The organism is Streptomyces sp. P3, assembly GCF_003032475.1.
GTDB lineage: Bacteria > Actinomycetota > Actinomycetes > Streptomycetales > Streptomycetaceae > Streptomyces.
Map to the genome: position 1 here is coordinate 4,330,789 of NZ_CP028369.1, position 19,573 is coordinate 4,350,361.

The following is a 19,573-nucleotide window of genomic DNA, read 5'->3' on the forward strand; positions in this document are numbered from 1 at the left end:
TCAGTGGCTCGCCCTAGTCTGAGGAAGACGGGGGCCCCGCCCCTGTCACTTCTCTCAAGAAAGGTGCGGACCGGCGTGGCCGACCGTCTCATCGTCCGTGGCGCGCGCGAGCACAACCTCAAGAATGTCTCGCTCGACCTGCCACGCGACTCGCTCATCGTCTTCACGGGCCTGTCGGGGTCGGGCAAGTCCTCGCTGGCCTTCGACACCATCTTCGCCGAGGGCCAGCGGCGCTACGTCGAGTCCCTCTCGTCCTACGCCCGCCAGTTCCTCGGGCAGATGGACAAGCCGGACGTCGACTTCATCGAGGGCCTCTCCCCGGCCGTCTCGATCGACCAGAAGTCGACCTCGCGCAACCCGCGCTCCACGGTGGGCACGATCACCGAGGTCTACGACTACCTGCGGCTGCTCTTCGCGCGCATCGGCAAGCCGCACTGTCCCGAGTGCGCCCGGCCGATCACCCGCCAGTCGCCGCAGGCCATCGTCGACAAGGTGCTGGAGCTGCCGGAGGGCAGCCGCTTCCAGGTGCTCTCGCCGCTGGTGCGCGAGCGCAAGGGCGAGTTCGTCGACCTCTTCGCCGATCTCCAGACCAAGGGCTACAGCCGCGCGCGGGTGGACGGCGAGACGGTCCAGCTGTCCAGCCCGCCCACGCTGAAGAAGCAGGAGAAGCACACCATCGAGGTGGTCATCGACCGCCTCACGGTGAAGGACACCGCCAAGCGCCGGCTCACCGACTCCGTGGAGACCGCCCTCGGGCTCTCCGGCGGGATGGTGGTGCTCGACTTCGTCGACCTCGCCGCGGACGACCCCGAGCGCGAGCGCATGTACTCGGAGCACCTGTACTGCCCGTACGACGATCTGTCCTTCGAGGAGCTCGAGCCGCGCTCCTTCTCGTTCAACTCGCCCTTCGGCGCCTGCCCCGAGTGCTCCGGCATCGGCACGCGCATGGAGGTCGACGCCGAACTGATCGTCCCGGACGAGGACAAGTCCCTCGACGAGGGCGCCATCCACCCCTGGTCGCACGGTCACACGAAGGACTACTTCGGCCGGCTGATCGGAGCCCTCGCCGACGCGCTCGGCTTCCGCACCGACATCCCCTTCGCGGGCCTGCCCCAGCGGGCCAGGAAGGCCCTGCTGCACGGCCACAAGACGCAGATCGAGGTCCGCTACCGCAACCGGTACGGCCGGGAGCGGGTGTACACCACGCCCTTCGAAGGGGCCGTCCCGTTCGTCAAGCGCCGGCACGGCGAGGCCGAGAGCGACGCCAGCCGGGAGCGCTTCGAGGGCTACATGCGCGAGGTGCCCTGCCCCACCTGCCAGGGCACCCGGCTGAAGCCGCTCGTCCTCGCGGTCACGGTCATGGACAAGTCGATCGCCGAGGTCTCCGGCATGTCCATCAGCGACTGCGCCGAGTTCCTGGGCGAGCTGAAGCTCGACGCCCGCGACAAGAAGATCGCCGAGCGGGTCCTCAAGGAGGTCAACGAGCGGCTGCGGTTCCTGGTCGACGTGGGCCTGGACTACCTCTCGCTCAACCGCGCGGCCGGCACGCTCTCCGGCGGCGAGGCCCAGCGCATCCGGCTGGCCACCCAGATCGGCTCCGGCCTCGTCGGCGTCCTGTACGTCCTCGACGAGCCGTCCATCGGTCTGCACCAGCGCGACAACCACCGGCTGATCGAGACCCTGGTCCGGCTGCGGGACATGGGCAACACGCTCATCGTCGTCGAGCACGACGAGGACACCATCAAGGTCGCCGACTGGATCGTCGACATCGGCCCCGGCGCCGGCGAGCACGGCGGCAAGGTCGTGCACAGCGGCTCCCTGAAGGAGCTGCTCGCCAACGCCGAGTCGCAGACGGGGCAGTACCTGTCCGGCAAGAAGGCGATCCCGCTGCCCGACGTCCGGCGCCCGCAGGACCCCTCGCGCCGGCTCACCGTCCACGGCGCCCGTGAGAACAACCTGCAGGACATCGACGTGTCCTTCCCGCTGGGCCTGTTCACCGCGGTCACCGGTGTCTCCGGCTCCGGCAAGTCCACGCTGGTCAACGACATTCTGTACACGCACCTGGCCCGCGAGCTGAACGGCGCGAGGAGCGTCCCGGGACGGCACACGCGCGTGGAGGGCGACGACCTCGTCGACAAGGTGGTGCACGTCGACCAGTCGCCCATCGGCCGCACCCCGCGTTCCAACCCGGCCACCTACACGGGCGTCTTCGACCACGTCCGCAAGCTCTTCGCGGAGACGACCGAGGCGAAGGTCCGGGGTTACCTGCCCGGCCGCTTCTCCTTCAACGTCAAGGGCGGCCGCTGCGAGAACTGCGCCGGCGACGGCACGATCAAGATCGAGATGAACTTCCTCCCGGACGTCTACGTCCCGTGCGAGGTCTGCCACGGCGCCCGGTACAACCGGGAGACCCTGGAGGTCCACTACAAGGGCAGGTCCATCGCCGAGGTCCTGAACATGCCGATCGAGGAGGCGACGGAGTTCTTCGAGGCCGTCCCCGCGATCGCCCGCCACCTCAACACCCTCAAGGACGTCGGCCTCGGCTACGTCCGGCTCGGTCAGGCCGCGACCACCCTGTCGGGCGGTGAGGCCCAGCGTGTGAAGCTCGCCAGCGAGCTGCAGAAGCGCTCCACCGGCCGCACGGTCTACGTCCTGGACGAGCCGACCACCGGCCTGCACTTCGAGGACATCAGCAAGCTCCTGAAGGTCCTGTCGGGTCTGGTCGAGAAGGGCAACACCGTCATCGTCATCGAGCACAACCTCGATGTGATCAAGACCGCCGACTGGGTCGTCGACATGGGCCCGGAGGGCGGCGCGGGCGGCGGACTCGTCATCGCCGAGGGCACGCCGGAGGAGGTCGCGGCGGTGCCGACCAGCCACACCGGGAAGTTCCTGCGCGAGATCCTCGACGCCGACCGGATCAGCGACGGGGCCCCGGTCAAGGCCCCGCGCAAGACCGCGGCGAAGAAGACGGTCGCCTCCCGTGCGACGACGCGGAAGACGGCCACCGCCGCGAAGACCACGGCGGAGTCCGCCGCGTCCAAGCCCGCCGCGACGAAGGCGACGCCCGCGAAGAAGACGACGCGGGCCCGCAAGGCCTGACGCGGGCACTCCGTGCGCGTGGGCCCGGCCTGCCACGCGCAACGGCGAAAGGACGGCGCCCCGCGGGGCTCTTGGGTTCTACTGATCCCCGCGGGGCGCCGTCGCGTTCTCGCCGTGAGCGCCCGCAGGCGCGGCCCGGGAAGGGTTCCGCCCATCGCGTCGCCCGGCTCGGCACCCGGCTCGGCGGCGCGCGGCGGTTTCCGCGCCGGCCCGGGAGCGAGCGACCGCCGCCGTGGGCCGCGCACCGCGCCGGCCGCCCCGCCGTCGCCGCCCGGCGCGGCGGCGGTCACGCGCTCCCGGAGACGGGGCGTCGCGCGCCGGGAGAGCCGTGCGGCAGGGCCGCGTGCGCGGTGTCCCCGGTGGCGACGGCGTCCACGACACCGATGGTGTCCACGATGTCGCCCCGCTCACCCGGCGCCGAGTCGGCGCGCGCCCGGTAGGTCCCCGTCCCATCGGCGCGCGCCCGGTCAGGCCCAGTCCCAGCCGATGCCCACCATGCCCGACCGAACCCGCGGCTCCACGAGGTGCACCGAGCGGTGCCGGCCGCTGAGCGCCAGTTCCTGGAGGCCGCCGCGCGGAGCCGCCGCCGAGTGCTGGGTGAAGCGGTGGCAGTGCACCGGAAGCGTGTTCTCCGTGAAGCGGATCTGGAGGGCGTACTGGCCGCCGGCCGTCCCGAAGCCGCGCACGTACTCGCGACACACGCCGGCGGTGCCGTCCTCGACGCCGTAGCGGAAGAGGAACGTGTCGCCGGCCCGCAGCCGGGTGTCGAACAGGAACTCCGCCACGAGCACGCCGGCGTCGTGATGACGGCGGACGCGGCCGGCCCGGCAGTTCTCCAGGGCATGCACGGTCATCCGCTCCGGCGCGCAGCCCGGGTCACCGTGATGGACGGCGACGAAGCGGTCGACGCCGTCGCGATGGGCGCGCACGATGTGCTGCGACTCCCGGCCGGACAGCTCCCGGCGCGCCCCGATGCGCACCCGCTCGTGATGGCCGAGCGTGTGCAGACCCCCGTCCACGGAGCACTCCAGTTCGCCGAGCAGTTGTTCGAGAGCCCCGGAGGCCTGGAGCAGCGAACGGTAGGAGCGGCCCGCGGACGCCCTCGCCGACGCGCTCCCGTGTGCGTCGTCGGACTCCGCGAGCAGCCGGATGAGGGACTCGTCCGGTAGTTGCAGGATCTCCTCCAGCGCGCGCACGGCGCGCAGCGACTCGGGGCGCTGCGGCCGCCGGGCGCCCTGCTGCCAGTAGCTCAGGCTGGTGACGCCCACCCGGACCCCGTACCGCGACAGATGATGCTGGACGCGTTGCAGCGGCAGTCCGCGGGCGGCGATCGCGGCACGCAGCGCCACGTGGAAGGGGCCGCCCTGCAGGGCCGTGTCCAGTTCCGCGGCGGGGGCCTGGCCGGCGGTGTCCGCGTGCTGTGGGGCGTGCGGCATGCAAGGGGCCTTTCTGTGAATGCTCACGACGGTTGGTCGGACCGTTCGTGCGAAGGGCCGGGGCCTGGCCGGCCACGCGGAGCGTCTTCACATCCGAAAGGCGGCGTTCAGGTCCCGAGTTCCCCCGCATTGAAGCGTGTTGACCAAGTCCCGACAACACCTGATGCCCGAGTGGCATGTGCGTGTGGCCGAGTCGACGCCCTCGGCCCCACCTCTGTCGCGCCCCGGCCCCGCCCGTCCCGTGCCCGTGCCCGCACGGGGCCCGGAAGGCCGCCCCGGCCGTTGTCCACAGCCCCACCGGAGTGTCACCCCGCGCCAGTAGGGTGTGAGACATGGCCGATCCCTCCAGCTACCGCCCCAAGCCGGGACAGATCCCGGACTCTCCCGGGGTGTACCGGTTCCGCGACGAGCACCGCCGGGTGATCTACGTCGGGAAGGCGAAGAGCCTGCGCCAGCGCCTGGCGAACTACTTCCAGGATCTGGCGGGCCTGCACCCGCGCACCCGCTCGATGGTCACCACGGCCGCGTCGGTGGAGTGGACGGTGGTGTCCACGGAGGTCGAGGCGCTGCAGCTGGAGTACTCCTGGATCAAGGAGTACGACCCCCGGTTCAACGTCAAGTACCGCGACGACAAGAGCTACCCGTACCTCGCGGTCACGATGAACGAGGAGTACCCGCGCGTGCAGGTGATGCGCGGCCAGAAGAAGAAGGGCGTCAGGTACTTCGGGCCGTACGCGCACGCGTGGGCGATCCGGGACACGGTCGACCTGCTGCTGCGCGTCTTCCCCGTGCGCACCTGCTCCGCCGGCGTCTTCAAGAACGCGTCGCGCACCGGCAGGCCCTGTCTGCTCGGCTACATCGGCAAGTGCTCCGCGCCCTGTGTGGACCGCATCGGCGCCGACGACCACCGGGAACTGGCCGACGAGTTCTGCGACTTCATGACCGGCCGCACCGGCACCTACCTGCGCCGTCTGGAGAAGCAGATGGCGCAGGCGGCCGACGAGATGGAGTACGAGCGGGCCGCCCGTCTGCGCGACGACATCGAGGCCCTGAAGAAGGCCATGGAGAAGAACGCGGTCGTGCTCGCGGACGCGACCGACGCCGACCTGATCGCCGTCGCCGAGGACGAGCTGGAGGCGGCCGTCCAGATCTTCCACGTCCGCGGCGGGCGGGTGCGCGGTCAGCGCGGCTGGGTGACCGACAAGGTCGAGGACGTCACGACCGGCGCCCTCGTCGAGCACGCCCTCCAGCAGTTGTACGGCGAGGAGCGCGGCGACTCCGTCCCCAAGGAGGTCCTGGTTCCCGCCCTGCCCGAGCCCGTGGAACCCGTCCAGGACTGGCTCACCGGGCGCCGCGGGTCGAACGTGTCCCTGCGCATCCCGCAGCGCGGCGACAAGAAGGCCCTGATGGAGACCGTCGAGCGCAACGCGCAGCAGGCGCTCGTGCTGCACAAGACCAGGCGCGCCTCCGACCTGACCACACGCTCGCGTGCCCTGGAGGAGATCGCCGAGGCGCTCGACCTGGACAGCGCCCCGCTGCGGATCGAGTGCTACGACATCTCCCACCTCCAGGGCGACGACGTGGTGGCCTCCATGGTCGTCTTCGAGGACGGCCTCCAGCGCAAGAGCGAGTACCGCCGCTTCCAGATCAAGGGTTTCGAGGGCCAGGACGACGTCCGCTCCATGCACGAGGTGATCACCCGCCGCTTCCGCCGCTACCTCGTGGAGAAGGAGCGGACGGGCGAGTGGACCGACGGCGAGAGCATCTCCGCCGAGGAGGCAGGGCTGCCTCCCGCCGACGAGGCAGGGCTGCCTCCCGGCGACGGCGCGGACGGCGTTCCCGGGCACGCCACCCAGGGCACGCGTGCCCACGACGCCGGGGAGCTGCTGACCGACGCGGCCGAAGCGCCCCTGACCAGCAGCCTCAAGGACGAGGACGGTCGTCCCAGGCGCTTCGCCTACCCGCCGCAACTCGTCGTCGTCGACGGCGGACAGCCGCAGGTGGCGGCCGCCAGACGGGCGCTGGACGAGCTGGGCATCGACGACATCGCGGTCTGCGGCCTCGCCAAGCGTCTGGAGGAGGTCTGGCTGCCGGGTGACGACGACCCGGTCGTCCTGCCCCGCAGCAGCGAGGGCCTCTACCTCCTCCAGCGCGTCCGCGACGAGGCCCACCGCTTCGCGATCACCTACCAGCGCACCAAGCGGGCCAAGCGCTTCCGCTCCGGGCCGCTCGACGAGGTGCCGGGTCTCGGAGAGACCCGCAAGCAGGCGCTGATCAAGCACTTCGGCTCGGTGAAGAAGCTGCGGGCCGCGACGATCCAGCAGATCTGCGAGGTCCCGGGGATAGGCCGCAAGACGGCCGAGACCATCGCCGCGGCCCTCGCCCGGGCGGTGCCGCCCGCCCCCGCCGTGAACACGGCCACCGGAGAGATCATTGAGGAAGAGGAACCCGGTGCCACGCCGGATTCCCCCGGAGACCCCGTCACCGCGGGCGCCCCGGAAGAACGACGGGGGCAGGAGACATGACCGAGCACGACGCAGACCCCACGGACCGGCGGGAACCGTCGCCCACTACTGTGCCGACAGCCGCGTCCCAGCAGGGACACGGGGATCCCGCCCAGCACCCCGCGGTCCCCGACGGCCCGCAGCCACAAGCACGCCATGAAGACGGAGCACAGGTGAGTACCGACGTCTCGCCGCCCGGGATCCCCGAGGCGGCCATCCCCGAGCTGGTGATCATCTCCGGCATGTCCGGGGCCGGCCGTTCGACCGCGGCCAAGTGTCTGGAGGACCTCGGCTGGTTCGTCGTCGACAACCTGCCGCCCGCCCTGATCCCGACGATGGTCGAGCTGGGCGCCCGTTCCCAGGGCAACGTGGCGCGGATCGCGGTCGTCGTCGACGTCCGCGGCCGGCGCTTCTTCGACAACCTCCGCGAGTCGCTCGCCGACCTCGAGACGAAGGGCGTCACCCGGCGGATCGTCTTCCTCGAGTCCTCCGACGACGCCCTGGTGCGCCGCTTCGAGGGGGTGCGGCGCCCGCACCCCCTGCAGGGGGACGGCCGCATCGTCGACGGCATCGCCGCCGAGCGTGAGCTGCTGCGCGAACTGCGCGGCGACGCCGACCTGGTGATCGACACCTCCAGCCTCAACGTGCACGAACTGCGCGCCAAGATGGACGCCCAGTTCGCCGGCGAGGAGGAGCCCGAGCTGCGGGCGACCGTCATGTCCTTCGGCTTCAAGTACGGCCTGCCGGTCGACGCCGACCTGGTCGTGGACATGCGCTTCCTGCCCAACCCGCACTGGGTCCCGGAGCTGCGCCCCTACACCGGGCTCAACGAGGAGGTCTCGGCGTACGTCCTCAACCAGCCGGGTGCCAAGGAGTTCCTGGACCGGTACGCGGAGCTCCTGCAGCTGGTCGCCGCGGGCTACCGCCGCGAAGGCAAGCGCTATGTGACCATCGCGGTCGGCTGCACGGGCGGCAAGCACCGCTCGGTGGCCATGTCGGAGAAGCTCGCCGCGCGCCTCGCGGCCGAGGGCGTGGAGACGGTGGTCGTGCACCGGGACATGGGACGGGAATGACGGGACGTTCTCCACGGCTCGGCCGGCTGCGCAGGGTCGCCCCGGAGGGGCGCACGGGCCGGCCGGCCGAGGCCCGCGGCGGCAAACCACGCCGCCGCGGCGCCCAGCCCAAGGTGGTCGCCCTGGGCGGCGGCATGGGCCTGTCCGCCTCGCTCACCGCACTGCGCCGGATCACCGGCGACCTCACCGGCGTGGTCACGGTGGCCGACGACGGCGGCTCCAGCGGACGCCTGCGCGAGGAACTGGGCGTCCTGCCGCCCGGCGACCTGCGCAAGGCGCTCGCCGCGCTGTGCGGCGACGACGACTGGGGTCAGACCTGGGCCCGGGTCATCCAGCACCGCTTCCAGTCGCAGGGCGAGATCAACGGCCACGCGGTGGGCAACCTGCTGATCGTCGCCCTGTGGGAGCAGCTCGGCGACCACGTGCAGGCCCTCGACCTGGTCGGGCGGCTGCTCGGCGCGCAGGGGCGCGTGCTGCCCATGTCGGCCGTGCCGCTGGAGCTCCAGGCGTTGGTGAAGGGGCACGATCCCGAGCGGCCCGACGACGTCGACACGGTCCGGGGACAGGCGACCGTGGCGCTGACACCGGGCGAGGTGCAGTCCGTGCACCTGGTGCCGCACGACCCGCCGGCCGTCCCGGAGGCCGTCGAAGCGGTCCTGGACGCCGACTGGGTGGTGCTGGGGCCGGGCTCCTGGTTCTCCTCGGTCATGCCGCATCTGCTGGTGCCCGACCTGCTCGACGCGCTCATGGAGACGAAGGCGCGCCGGGTGCTCTCGCTGAACCTCGCTCCGCAACCCGGTGAAACCGACGGCTTCTCACCGCAGCGTCATTTGGAGGTTTTGGGACGACACGCCCCTAAACTCGCCCTGGACGTGGTGCTGGCCGACGAGGCCGCCGTGCCCGACCGCGACTCGCTGGCCGACGCCGCCAAGAGGTTCGGAGCCGCGGTCGAGCTGGCGCCGGTGGCCCGGCCCGACGGAACCCCGAGGCACGACCCGGAGCTGTTGGCCGCCGCGTACGACCGTATTTTTCGGATGCATGGAAGGATCGGCCCATGGCGATGACGGCAGCGGTGAAGGACGAGATCTCCCGGCTCCCCGTCACCCGTACCTGCTGCAGAAAGGCGGAGGTCTCCGCCATCCTGCGGTTCGCCGGCGGCCTCCACCTGGTGAGCGGGCGCATCGTGATCGAGGCGGAGCTGGACACGGCGATGGCGGCCCGCCGGCTCAAGCGGGACATCCTGGAGATCTTCGGCCACGGCTCGGAGCTGATCGTGATGGCGCCCGGCGGTCTGCGCCGCGGTTCGCGCTACGTCGTGCGGGTGGTCGCCGGCGGTGACCAGCTCGCCCGGCAGACGGGGCTCGTGGACGGCCGCGGACGCCCCATCCGGGGCCTGCCCCCGCAGGTGGTCTCCGGCGCGACCTGCGACGCGGAGGCGGCCTGGCGCGGCGCCTTCCTGGCGCACGGTTCGCTCACCGAGCCCGGCCGCTCGTCGTCGCTGGAGGTGACCTGCCCGGGCCCCGAGGCCGCGCTCGCGCTGGTCGGCGCGGCCCGACGGCTCTCCATCGCGGCGAAGGCCCGCGAGGTGCGCGGGGTCGACCGGGTCGTGGTCCGCGACGGCGACGCGATCGGCGCCCTGCTTACCCGGCTGGGCGCGCACGAGTCGGTGCTGGCCTGGGAGGAGCGCCGGATGCGCCGCGAGGTGCGCGCCACGGCCAACCGGCTCGCCAACTTCGACGACGCCAACCTGCGCCGCTCGGCGCGCGCCGCGGTGGCCGCCGGAGCCCGTGTCCAGCGCGCCCTGGAGATCCTCGGCGACGAGGTGCCCGAGCATCTCGCGGCGGCCGGCCGGCTGCGCATGGACCACAAACAGGCCTCCCTGGAGGAGCTCGGCGCGCTCGCCGATCCGCCGCTGACGAAGGACGCGGTGGCCGGGCGGATCCGCCGGCTGCTGGCGATGGCCGACAAGCGGGCCTCGGACCTCGGGATCCCGGGCACGGAGTGCAACCTGAGTGAGGAGCTCGCCGACAACCTGGTGGGCTGATCGGCCGTCAGAAGGCCGGTGGGGGCGTCCGATCGGGCGACCTCACCGGCTTTTGTCTGGCTATGAGGCGCTCTTGACTGGATCATGGACTGTCATGAGCCTGGCAGAGTTCGCTGCTGTGGCGAACTCACGCTAGGGGGGTTCATGAGACCTAGAGCGAGATCGATCCTCGCTGTCGGCGCACTCCTGCTCGGCGGAGCGGCACTCGCGCCCATCGCCCAGGCGCAGCCCGCACACGCACCGAAGCCCGATCCGGCCGAGGTCAAGGTCTTCCGGGCCGAGGTCAGCGGAGCGCAGGTACCCCTGCTGCTGGCGGCCGGCCAGGACGGGCACGAACTCAGCGAGCAGGTGCCCGCGAAGGGCACCGCGACCGTCGAGGTCTACCTGACCGACGATCAGGCGAAGAAGCTCGGCAAGCAGGGTGTCCGGCTCGCCGAGCACACGATGTCGGCCACGTCCGAGAAGCGCGTGGAGGCCGCCGCCCAGGGCGTGTTCCGCCCGTACAGCGGAAGCGGCGGCCTGCGGGAGGAGATCCTGCGCACCGGCCGGCAGAACCCCGGCCTCACCAAGGTCGTCTCCCTCGGCAAGACCGTGAACGGGCAGGACATCCTCGCCCTCAAGCTGACCAGGGACGCGAAGAAGTCCGCCGACGGCTCCAAGCCCTCGGTGCTGTACATGTCCAACCAGCACGCGCGCGAGTGGATCACCCCCGAGATGACCCGGCGGCTGATGCACTACTACCTGGACAACTACCGCACCGACAAACGCGTCAAGAAGATCGTCGACTCCAACGAGCTGTGGTTCGTCCTGTCGGCCAACCCCGACGGCTACGACTACACCTTCAAGAGCACCGACAACCGCATGTGGCGCAAGAACCTGCGGGACGTCAACGGCGACGGCGCGATCTCCACCGGTGACGGCGTCGACCTCAACCGCAACTTCGCCTACAAGTGGGGCTACGACAACGAGGGTTCGTCACCGAACCCCACCAGCGAGACCTACCGCGGCGCGAAACCCGCCTCCGAGCCCGAGACCAGGGCGCTCGACGCCTTCGAGAAGCGCATCGGCTTCACCTACGGCATCAACTACCACTCCGCCGCCGAACTCCTCCTCTACGGGGTCGGCTGGCAGGTCGCCACCGACACCCCGGACGACGTCGCCTACGAGGCGCTCGCCGGCACCCCCGAGAACTCGGCCGTCCCGGGCTACCACCCGCAGGTCTCCTCGGAGCTCTACACGACCAACGGAGAGGCGGACGGCCACGCCTCGAACGTCAACGGCATGGCCATGTTCACCCCAGAGATGTCGACCTGTCAGACCGCGTCGAACGTCGACCCCGACGACCAGTGGAAGAGCGCGGACTGCCAGTCGGTCTTCACCTTCCCGGACGACGAGAAGCTGATCCAGGCCGAGTTCGCCAAGAACGTCCCGTTCGCGCTCTCGGTCGCCGAGTCCGCCGCGCGCCCCGACCGCCCGAAGTCCTCGGTCGGCCTGGCCGCCGCCGACTTCACCCCGGCGCCCTTCACCACGTCGTACTCGCGCGGCGCGGACCAGCAGGTCTCCGTCGTCGTGCGCAAGGCGATCCGCGACAAGGAGCTCAACTACCGCGTCAACGGCGGCCGTACCCGGGACCAGGCGCTCCGGCACTGGAAGGGCGGCGAGACCTACGGCGGGGAGGACAACCTCTACTTCGACGCGTACCGGGCCAAGGTGAAGGACGGCAAGCCGGGCGACAAGGTCGAGGTGTGGTTCACCGGCAGGAGCGAGAACGGGAAGAAGGTCTCCAGCGCGCACTTCACCTACACCGTCGCCGCGCGGGCCCAGGCCGACACGCTCGTGGTCGCCGAGGAGGGGGCGACGGCAACGCAGGCGCAGACCTACGTGGACGCGCTGAAGGCCAACGGCCGCAAGGCGATCGTCTGGGACGTCGCCGCCCAGGGGGCGCCCGACCCGCTCGCCGTGCTGAGCCACTTCCGTACGGTCGTCCACTACACGGGCGCGAGCACCCCCGGCAACCCGACCCAGCTCGCGCTGCGCGCCTTCCTCAACGAGGGCGGCAAGCTGATCGAGGCGGGCGAGCTGGCCGGCGGCAGCGTCGCCCTGGCCGACGGCACCCCGTCGAACGACTTCAGCCAGTACTACCTGGGCGCCTACTCCCGCACCTCGACCCCCGGCGCCACCGGCTTCACCGGTTCCGGCAGGCTCGGCGGACTGAGCGCGGCCCTCGGCCCGGCCACCTCGAACCCGCTCGACAAGGCCGGCACCTACGCGCTCACCTCGGACGAGCTGCCCGCGGCCGACTACCCGCAGTTCGCGAGCGCGGGCGCCGGGCAGTTCGCCGGGACGGTCAACCCCTACGGGCCGTACGCGGGCTCGTACATGGCCGCGGCCGTGCACACCGACGACGCCTACAAGCGCCTCACCCGCACCATCGACCTCGGCGGCGTCGGCGCGGCGGGCAAGCCGACGCTGCGCACCCAGCTGCTGTGGGACACCGAGCCGGGCTACGACAACGCCATCGTCGAGATCCACACCGTCGGCGGCGACGACTGGACCACTCTTGCGGAGGCGGGCGGCGCCACCCGCACCACCGTGCCCGCGGAGTGCGGGGCCGGCTTCTACGTCGGTGAGCACCCGTGGCTCGAGCACTACCTCACCCTGGGCGCGAACGCTTGCACCGCCACCGGGTCCACCGGCTCCTGGAACGCCCTCACCGGCGCCTCCAGCGGCTGGCAGCAGGTGAACTTCGACCTGAGCGCGTACGCGGGCAAGAACGTCGAGGTCTCGATCGCCTACGTCACCGACCCGGGCAGCGGCGGCCGAGGCGTGCTCGCGGACGACGCCTCGCTGGTCGTCGGCGGCGGCGCCGTCGAGACCGAGGGCTTCGAGACGTCGCTCGGCGCCTGGAAGGCCGGCGGACCGCCCACCGGCAGCCCGGGCGTGCTGAAGGACTGGGCGCGCACCGGCGTCCTGTTCCAGACGTACGGAGCGGTCACCACCGATGACACCGTGCTGCTCGGTTTCGGTCTGGAGCACGTCACCGCGGCGGCCGACCGCAAGACGCTCATCGGAAAGGCACTCGCCTCACTTGCGCGATGACACGCCCAAGTCAACACTTCGTGACGGTTCGTAACCGGATCGAGTGATCGGGCCCGCCCGGCCCGTGCGGTCCGTACCCCTACTGGCGGGTACGGACCGCCGTGCCGTGTATGGGCGAACTCGATGTCACTCCGGCGGCCCCGGAGAGGTAGGGTCGTGGGTGGTCGGGGACATCCCAAATACAGCTCGCCGGCACCTCGTGGCCGGCGTACCAACGAGGAGATCGGTTCGTGACGATCCGCGTAGGCATCAACGGCTTTGGCCGCATCGGTCGTAACTACTTCCGCGCGCTGCTGGAGCAGGGTGCTGACATCGAGATCGTGGCTGTCAACGACCTTGGTGACACCGCGACCACCGCCCACCTGCTGAAGTACGACACCATCCTGGGCCGTCTCAAGGCCGAGGTGTCGCACACGGCGGACACGATCACCGTGGACGGCCACACCATCAAGGTGCTGTCCGAGCGCAACCCCGCCGACATCCCGTGGGGCGACCTCGGCGTCGACATCGTGATCGAGTCGACCGGCATCTTCACCAAGAAGGCCGACGCCGAGAAGCACATCGCGGGCGGCGCGAAGAAGGTCCTCATCTCGGCTCCGGCCAAGGACGAGGACATCACCATCGTGATGGGCGTCAACCAGGACAAGTACGACCCGGCGAACCACCACGTCATCTCCAACGCCTCCTGCACCACCAACTGTGTGGCGCCGATGGCCAAGGTCCTCGACGAGAACTTCGGCATCGTCAAGGGCCTGATGACGACGGTCCACGCGTACACCAACGACCAGCGCATCCTGGACTTCCCGCACTCGGACCTGCGCCGCGCCCGCGCCGCCGCCGAGAACATCATCCCGACCACGACGGGCGCCGCCAAGGCCACCGCCCTGGTCCTGCCGCAGCTCAAGGGCAAGCTCGACGGCATCGCGATGCGCGTCCCGGTCCCGACCGGCTCGGCCACCGACCTGGTCGTGACCCTCCAGCGCGAGGTCACCAAGGACGAGGTCAACGCCGCGTTCAAGAAGGCCTCCGAGGACGGCGACCTCAAGGGCTACCTGGCCTACACCGAGGACCCGATCGTCTCCTCGGACATCGTCAGCGACCCGGCCTCCTGCACCTTCGACTCCTCCCTGACCATGGTCCAGGAGGGGAACTCGGTGAAGATCCTCGGCTGGTACGACAACGAGTGGGGCTACTCCAACCGCCTCGTGGACCTGACGGTCTTCGTCGGCGGCCGGCTCTGATCGTCGGATCAGGCACCTCGACGTGAGCGCAGGGCCCGGACGGCGCAGGGACGCGCCGCCCGGGCCCTGCGGCACGTGCTGACCGGCCCCCTCCTACGACCACGAGCGATCTCGAGCACCACGAGCCCTTCCCAGGAGCCCCCGTAATGAAGACGATCGACGAACTTCTCGCCGAAGGCGTCGCAGGCAAGCGGGTCTTCGTCCGCGCCGACCTCAACGTGCCGCTCGACGGCGACGCCATCACCGACGACGGCCGTATCCGCGCCGTCCTGCCCACCGTCAAGGCCCTCGCGGACGCGGGCGCCAAGGTGGTCGTCGCCTCACACCTGGGCCGCCCCAAGGGTGCGGCGGACCCGGCCTTCTCCCTCGCCCCGGCCGCCGCCCGGCTGGGCGAACTCCTCGGCGCGCCGGTGGCCTTCGCGACCGACACGGTCGGTGACTCCGCGCGCTCCACGGTCGCCGGCCTCGCCGACGGCCAGGTCGCCGTCATCGAGAACCTGCGCTTCAACCCGGGCGAGACCAGCAAGGACGACGCCGAGCGCGGCGCCTTCGCCGACCGGCTCGCCGAACTCGCGGACGTCTACGTCGGCGACGGCTTCGGCGCGGTGCACCGGGGGCACGCCTCCGTCACCGACCTCCCTGCCCGGTTGCCGCACGCCGCCGGCTACCTCATCGCCACCGAGGTCGGCGTCCTGAAGAAGCTCACCGAGAACGTCGAGCGGCCCTACGTCGTCGCCCTCGGCGGCTCCAAGGTCTCCGACAAGCTCGCCGTCATCGACCAGCTGCTGGGCAAGGCGGACCGCCTCCTCATCGGCGGCGGCATGGTGTTCACCTTCCTGAAGGCCAAGGGGTACGAGGTGGGCGCCTCCCTCCTCCAGGAGGACCAGATCCCCGTCGTCCAGGAGTACATCGAGCGGGCCGAGAAGAACGGCGTCGAGCTGGTCCTCCCCGTCGACGTGCTGACCTCCACCGGATTCCCGGACCTGAAGACCAAGGCCCCGGCGAACCCGAACACCGTCGCCGCGGACGCCATCCCCGCCGACCAGCTGGGCCTGGACATCGGCCCCGAGACCCGCAAGCTGTACGCCTCGAAGCTCGCCGACGCCGCGACCGTCTTCTGGAACGGCCCCATGGGCGTCTTCGAGCACCCCGACTACGCCGAGGGCACCAGGGCGGTCGCCCAGGCCCTCGTCGAATCCCCGGCGTTCACGGTGGTCGGCGGTGGCGACTCCGCCGCGGCCGTCCGTCTGCTGGGCTTCGACGAGAACGCATTCGGCCACATCTCGACCGGTGGCGGCGCCTCCCTCGAATACCTCGAGGGCAAGACGCTCCCCGGCCTCGCCGCACTGGAAGGCTGACCCCGCATGACCACTCGTACGCCGCTGATGGCGGGCAACTGGAAGATGAACCTCAACCACCTCGAGGCCATCGCGCACGTCCAGAAGCTCGCCTTCGCCCTGGCCGACAAGGACTACGAGGCCGTCGAGGTCGCCGTCCTGCCGCCCTTCACCGACCTGCGCTCCGTGCAGACCCTGGTCGACGGCGACAAGCTCAAGATCAAGTACGGCGCCCAGGACATCTCGGCGCAGGACTCCGGTGCCTACACCGGCGAGATCTCCGGTGCGATGCTCGCCAAGCTGAAGTGCACGTTCGTCACGATCGGCCACTCCGAGCGCCGGCAGTACCACGACGAGACCGACGAGCTGGTGAACGCCAAGGTCAAGGCCGCCTACAAGCACGGCCTGACCCCCATCCTGTGCGTCGGCGAGGAGCTGGACGTCCGCGAGGCGGGCAACCACGTCGTCCACACCCTCGCCCAGGTGGAGGGCGGTCTGAAGGACCTCCCGGCCGAGCAGGCCGAGTCCGTCGTGATCGCCTACGAGCCCGTGTGGGCCATCGGCACCGGCAAGGTCTGCGGCGCCGAGGACGCGCAGGAGGTCTGTGCCGCCGTCCGCGCCAAGCTCGCCGAGCTCTACACCCAGGAGCTGGCCGACAAGGTCCGCATCCAGTACGGCGGCTCCGTCAAGTCCGGCAACGTCGCCGAGATCATGGCGCAGGCCGACATCGACGGCGCGCTGGTCGGCGGCGCCTCGCTGGACGCGGACGAGTTCGTCAAGATCGTGCGCTTCCGCGACCAGTGATCCGAGCTGTGAGTATGCGGTAGCGGCGATCCGTCGTACTCTTGCGGGGGCATAGCGCCACGCGGCGCAGCCGCACGGGAAAAGGCGCTGTGCCCCCGTTGTCCGTTCCGGTCCTTATCCGAATCCGAGGAAGTTGGTCCAGCCGTGGTTTTGGGGTTCTCGATCGCCCTGATCGTCTTCAGCCTGCTGCTGATGCTGCTGGTGCTGATGCACAAGGGGAAGGGCGGCGGCCTCTCCGACATGTTCGGCGGTGGCATGCAGTCCTCCGTCGGCGGTTCCTCGGTCGCCGAGCGCAACCTCGACCGCATCACCGTCGTGGTCGGGACGCTGTGGTTCGCCTCCATCATCGTCCTCGGCATCCTGATGAAGACGAACAACTGATCAGCTTCTCACAGGCACGCACATTCCGGTACGTAAGGCCCCATGTTCGGTACGCGCAGCACAGCGCGGCCTATCATGGGGCTTGCGTCCAGGTGTGGGAGCTGTAACTCCAATCACTGGACGCGCGTTGGGCCTTACGTAGACTGAGGCGCTCGCAGCGAAGCGAAACGCCGACTCGCTTCGCGGCACCATCACGCAGGGAGTTACGACCGTGGCAAGTGGCAACGCGATCCGAGGTAGCCGGGTCGGGGCGGGGCCGATGGGCGAGGCCGAGCGGGGCGAGTCCGCGCCCCGTCTGCGCATCTCCTTCTGGTGCTCCAACGGACACGAGACGGTGCCCAGCTTCGCCAGCGACGCGCAGGTTCCCGAGACCTGGGACTGCCCGCGCTGCGGCTTTCCCGCCGGGCAGGACCGGGACAACCCCCCGGACCCCCCGCGCACCGAGCCCTACAAGACGCACCTCGCCTATGTGCGGGAGCGGCGCAGCGACGCGGACGGCGAGGCGATCCTCGCCGAGGCGCTCGCCAAGCTACGGGGCGAGATCTAGCGACATACCGGCCGGGCGCCCGAGGGTGCCCGGCCGGACCTGCTTTCGCGCCCGGGCCGTCGCCCGTGCCCGCGCAACGGCCCTCCGCGCTGCCCTTCGCCCTGCCCTGTGCCGTTCTCCGTGACCTCGCCTCTCCGAACCCGCCGCCACCGCGCTGACACCCGGGCGCCCGCGGGACGTACCTCCTGTTGCCCCGCGGGCCACGGCACGTCCGCTCGTGCCATCTCCTGATCAACTAGGTTGGGAGCGGCGGGGCAAGGCGTGCGAGGCAGCACGGACAGGTGAGGAAGGGCTGAAGTCCGAGATGAACGCAGACGGCCGTACGAGGCTGAACCAGACGCCCGAGTGGACCGCTCTGGCCGAACACCGCGAGGAACTCGGCGAGGTGCGGCTGCGGGAGCTGTTCGCCGCCGACCCCGACCGCGGGGCCGGTCACACCCTGCAGGTCGGCGACCTGAACATCGACTACTCCAAGCACCTCGTCACCGACGAGACGCTGCGACTGCTGCGCGAGCTGGCCGCGGCGGTCGACGTCTTCGGGCTGCGGGACGCCATGTTCCGCGGGGAGAAGATCAACACCACCGAGGACCGCGCGGTGCTGCACACCGCCCTGCGGGCCCCGCGCGACGCGGTGGTCGAGGTCGACGGGGAGAACGTCGTCCCCGCGGTGCACGCCGTCCTCGACAGGATGGCCGGCTTCGCCGGGCGGGTGCGCTCGGGCGAGTGGACCGGCCACACCGGCCGCCGCATCCGCAACGTCGTCAACATCGGCATCGGCGGCTCCGACCTGGGCCCGGCGATGGCCTACGAGGCACTGCGCAGCTACACCGACCGCGACCTCACGGTCCGCTTCGTGTCCAACGTGGACGGCGCCGACCTGCACGAGGCGGTCCGGGACCTGGATCCGGCCGAGACGCTGTTCATCGTCGCGTCGAAGACGTTCACCACCATCGAGACGATCACCAACGCCACCTCGGCCCGCTCCTGGCTCCTCGACGGCCTGGGCGGCGACGAGAAGGCGGTCGCCCAGCACTTCGTGGCACTGTCGACGAACGCCGGGAAGGTCGCCGGCTTCGGCATCGACACGGCCAACATGTTCGAGTTCTGGGACTGGGTCGGCGGCCGCTACTCCTTCGACTCGGCGATCGGCCTGTCGCTGATGATCGCCATCGGCCCGGACCGGTTCCGCGAGATGCTCGACGGCTTCCACCTCGTCGACGAGCACTTCCGCACCGCGCCCCCCGAGTCCAACGCCCCGCTGATCCTGGGCCTGCTGGGCATCTGGTACGGCAACTTCCACGACGCCCAGTCGCACGCCGTGCTGCCGTACAGCCACTACCTGTCGAAGTTCGCCGCCTACCTCCAGCAGCTGGACATGGAGTCCAACGGCAAGTACGTCGGCCGGGACGGCACGGAGGTGGACTGGCAGACCGGCCCCGTCGTCTGGGGCACGCCGGGCACCAACGGGCAGCACGCCTACTACCAGTTGATCCACCAGGGCACGAAGCTCATCCCGGCCGACTTCATCGGCTTCGCCGAGCCGGTCGCCGAACTGAGCGGCGAACTCAGGGCGCAGCACGACCTGTTGATGGCGAACTTCTTCGCGCAGACGCAGGCGCTGGCCTTCGGCAAGACACCTGAGGAGGTCCGCGCGGAAGGGGTGCCGGAGGAACTGGTCGCCCACAGGACCTTCAAGGGCGACCACCCCACCACGACCATCCTGGCGAAGGAACTCACCCCGTCCGTCCTCGGCCAGCTCATCGCCCTCTACGAGCACAAGGTGTTCGTGCAGGGCGCGGTGTGGAACATCGACTCCTTCGACCAGTGGGGCGTGGAGCTCGGCAAGGTCCTCGCCAAGCGCGTCGAACCGGCCCTCACCGAGGGCGCCGACGTGCCCGGTCTGGACGCGTCCACCAGGGCCCTCGTCGCCACGTACCGGGAGCTGCGAGGCCGCCGGTGAGGCGGCAGGGACCGGAGCGTCCTTCCTGACGGTGCGGTGAACGAG

The 19,573-nt window shown here is 70.6% G+C and carries 13 protein-coding genes; 12 read left to right on the top strand and 1 reads right to left on the bottom strand.

Annotated elements, in window-relative coordinates; translation table 11 throughout:
* Positions 1–75: 75 nt before the first annotated feature.
* Positions 76–3,102 carry an excinuclease ABC subunit UvrA gene (gene uvrA, locus C6376_RS19425; protein ID WP_107444587.1) on the top strand — a complete coding sequence of 1,009 codons (3,027 nt, stop codon included), beginning with the start codon at positions 76–78 and terminating at the stop codon, positions 3,100–3,102.
* A gap of 467 nt (positions 3,103–3,569) precedes the next feature.
* Here uvrA and C6376_RS19430 read toward each other — a convergent pair whose 3' ends face one another.
* Positions 3,570–4,538, bottom strand: coding sequence for a hypothetical protein (locus C6376_RS19430; RefSeq protein ID WP_107444588.1), 969 nt, complete (start codon positions 4,536–4,538; stop codon positions 3,570–3,572).
* Positions 4,539–4,870: 332 nt separating this feature from the next.
* On the opposite strand from C6376_RS19430, the gene uvrC reads away from it, so the two are divergent.
* The 11 genes from uvrC (at position 4,871) to pgi (ending at position 19,528) form a co-directional block, all read left to right on the top strand.
* Positions 4,871–7,063 carry an excinuclease ABC subunit UvrC gene (gene uvrC / locus C6376_RS19435; protein ID WP_107444589.1) on the top strand — a complete coding sequence of 731 codons (2,193 nt, stop codon included), beginning with the start codon at positions 4,871–4,873 and terminating at the stop codon, positions 7,061–7,063.
* Complete coding sequence (gene rapZ, locus C6376_RS19440; protein WP_107444590.1) at positions 7,060–8,115, top strand: RNase adapter RapZ; 1,056 nt, start codon at positions 7,060–7,062, stop codon at positions 8,113–8,115. The genes uvrC and rapZ overlap by 4 nt, the downstream gene beginning before the upstream one ends.
* Positions 8,112–9,179 (top strand): uridine diphosphate-N-acetylglucosamine-binding protein YvcK, encoded by a 1,068-nt coding sequence (yvcK, locus tag C6376_RS19445; RefSeq protein WP_107444591.1) that lies wholly within the window; start codon positions 8,112–8,114, stop codon positions 9,177–9,179. Before rapZ ends, yvcK begins: the two co-directional genes overlap by 4 nt.
* Complete coding sequence (gene whiA, locus C6376_RS19450; protein ID WP_057580302.1) at positions 9,170–10,159, top strand: DNA-binding protein WhiA; 990 nt, start codon at positions 9,170–9,172, stop codon at positions 10,157–10,159. The genes yvcK and whiA overlap by 10 nt, the downstream gene beginning before the upstream one ends.
* A gap of 144 nt (positions 10,160–10,303) precedes the next feature.
* Positions 10,304–13,258: a M14 family metallopeptidase gene (locus C6376_RS19455; protein ID WP_107444592.1), complete on the top strand. Its 2,955-nt coding sequence runs from the start codon at positions 10,304–10,306 to the stop codon at positions 13,256–13,258.
* A 230-nt stretch (positions 13,259–13,488) separates the two neighbouring features.
* A complete protein-coding gene (gene gap, locus C6376_RS19460; RefSeq protein ID WP_107444593.1) occupies positions 13,489–14,499 on the top strand; it encodes a type I glyceraldehyde-3-phosphate dehydrogenase in 1,011 nt (336 codons plus the stop codon).
* A 146-nt stretch (positions 14,500–14,645) separates the two neighbouring features.
* Positions 14,646–15,857, top strand: a complete 1,212-nt coding sequence (gene pgk, locus C6376_RS19465) for a phosphoglycerate kinase (RefSeq protein WP_107444594.1) — start codon at positions 14,646–14,648, stop codon at positions 15,855–15,857.
* 6 nt (positions 15,858–15,863) lie between these two features.
* Positions 15,864–16,640: a triose-phosphate isomerase gene (tpiA, locus tag C6376_RS19470; RefSeq protein ID WP_107444595.1), complete on the top strand. Its 777-nt coding sequence runs from the start codon at positions 15,864–15,866 to the stop codon at positions 16,638–16,640.
* A gap of 144 nt (positions 16,641–16,784) precedes the next feature.
* Complete coding sequence (gene secG, locus C6376_RS19475) at positions 16,785–17,021, top strand: preprotein translocase subunit SecG (protein ID WP_107444596.1); 237 nt, start codon at positions 16,785–16,787, stop codon at positions 17,019–17,021.
* A 211-nt stretch (positions 17,022–17,232) separates the two neighbouring features.
* A complete protein-coding gene (locus tag C6376_RS19480; protein WP_078615979.1) occupies positions 17,233–17,568 on the top strand; it encodes an RNA polymerase-binding protein RbpA in 336 nt (111 codons plus the stop codon).
* 304 nt (positions 17,569–17,872) lie between these two features.
* Positions 17,873–19,528, top strand: coding sequence for a glucose-6-phosphate isomerase (gene pgi, locus C6376_RS19485; protein WP_107444597.1), 1,656 nt, complete (start codon positions 17,873–17,875; stop codon positions 19,526–19,528).
* Positions 19,529–19,573 lie beyond the last annotated feature (45 nt).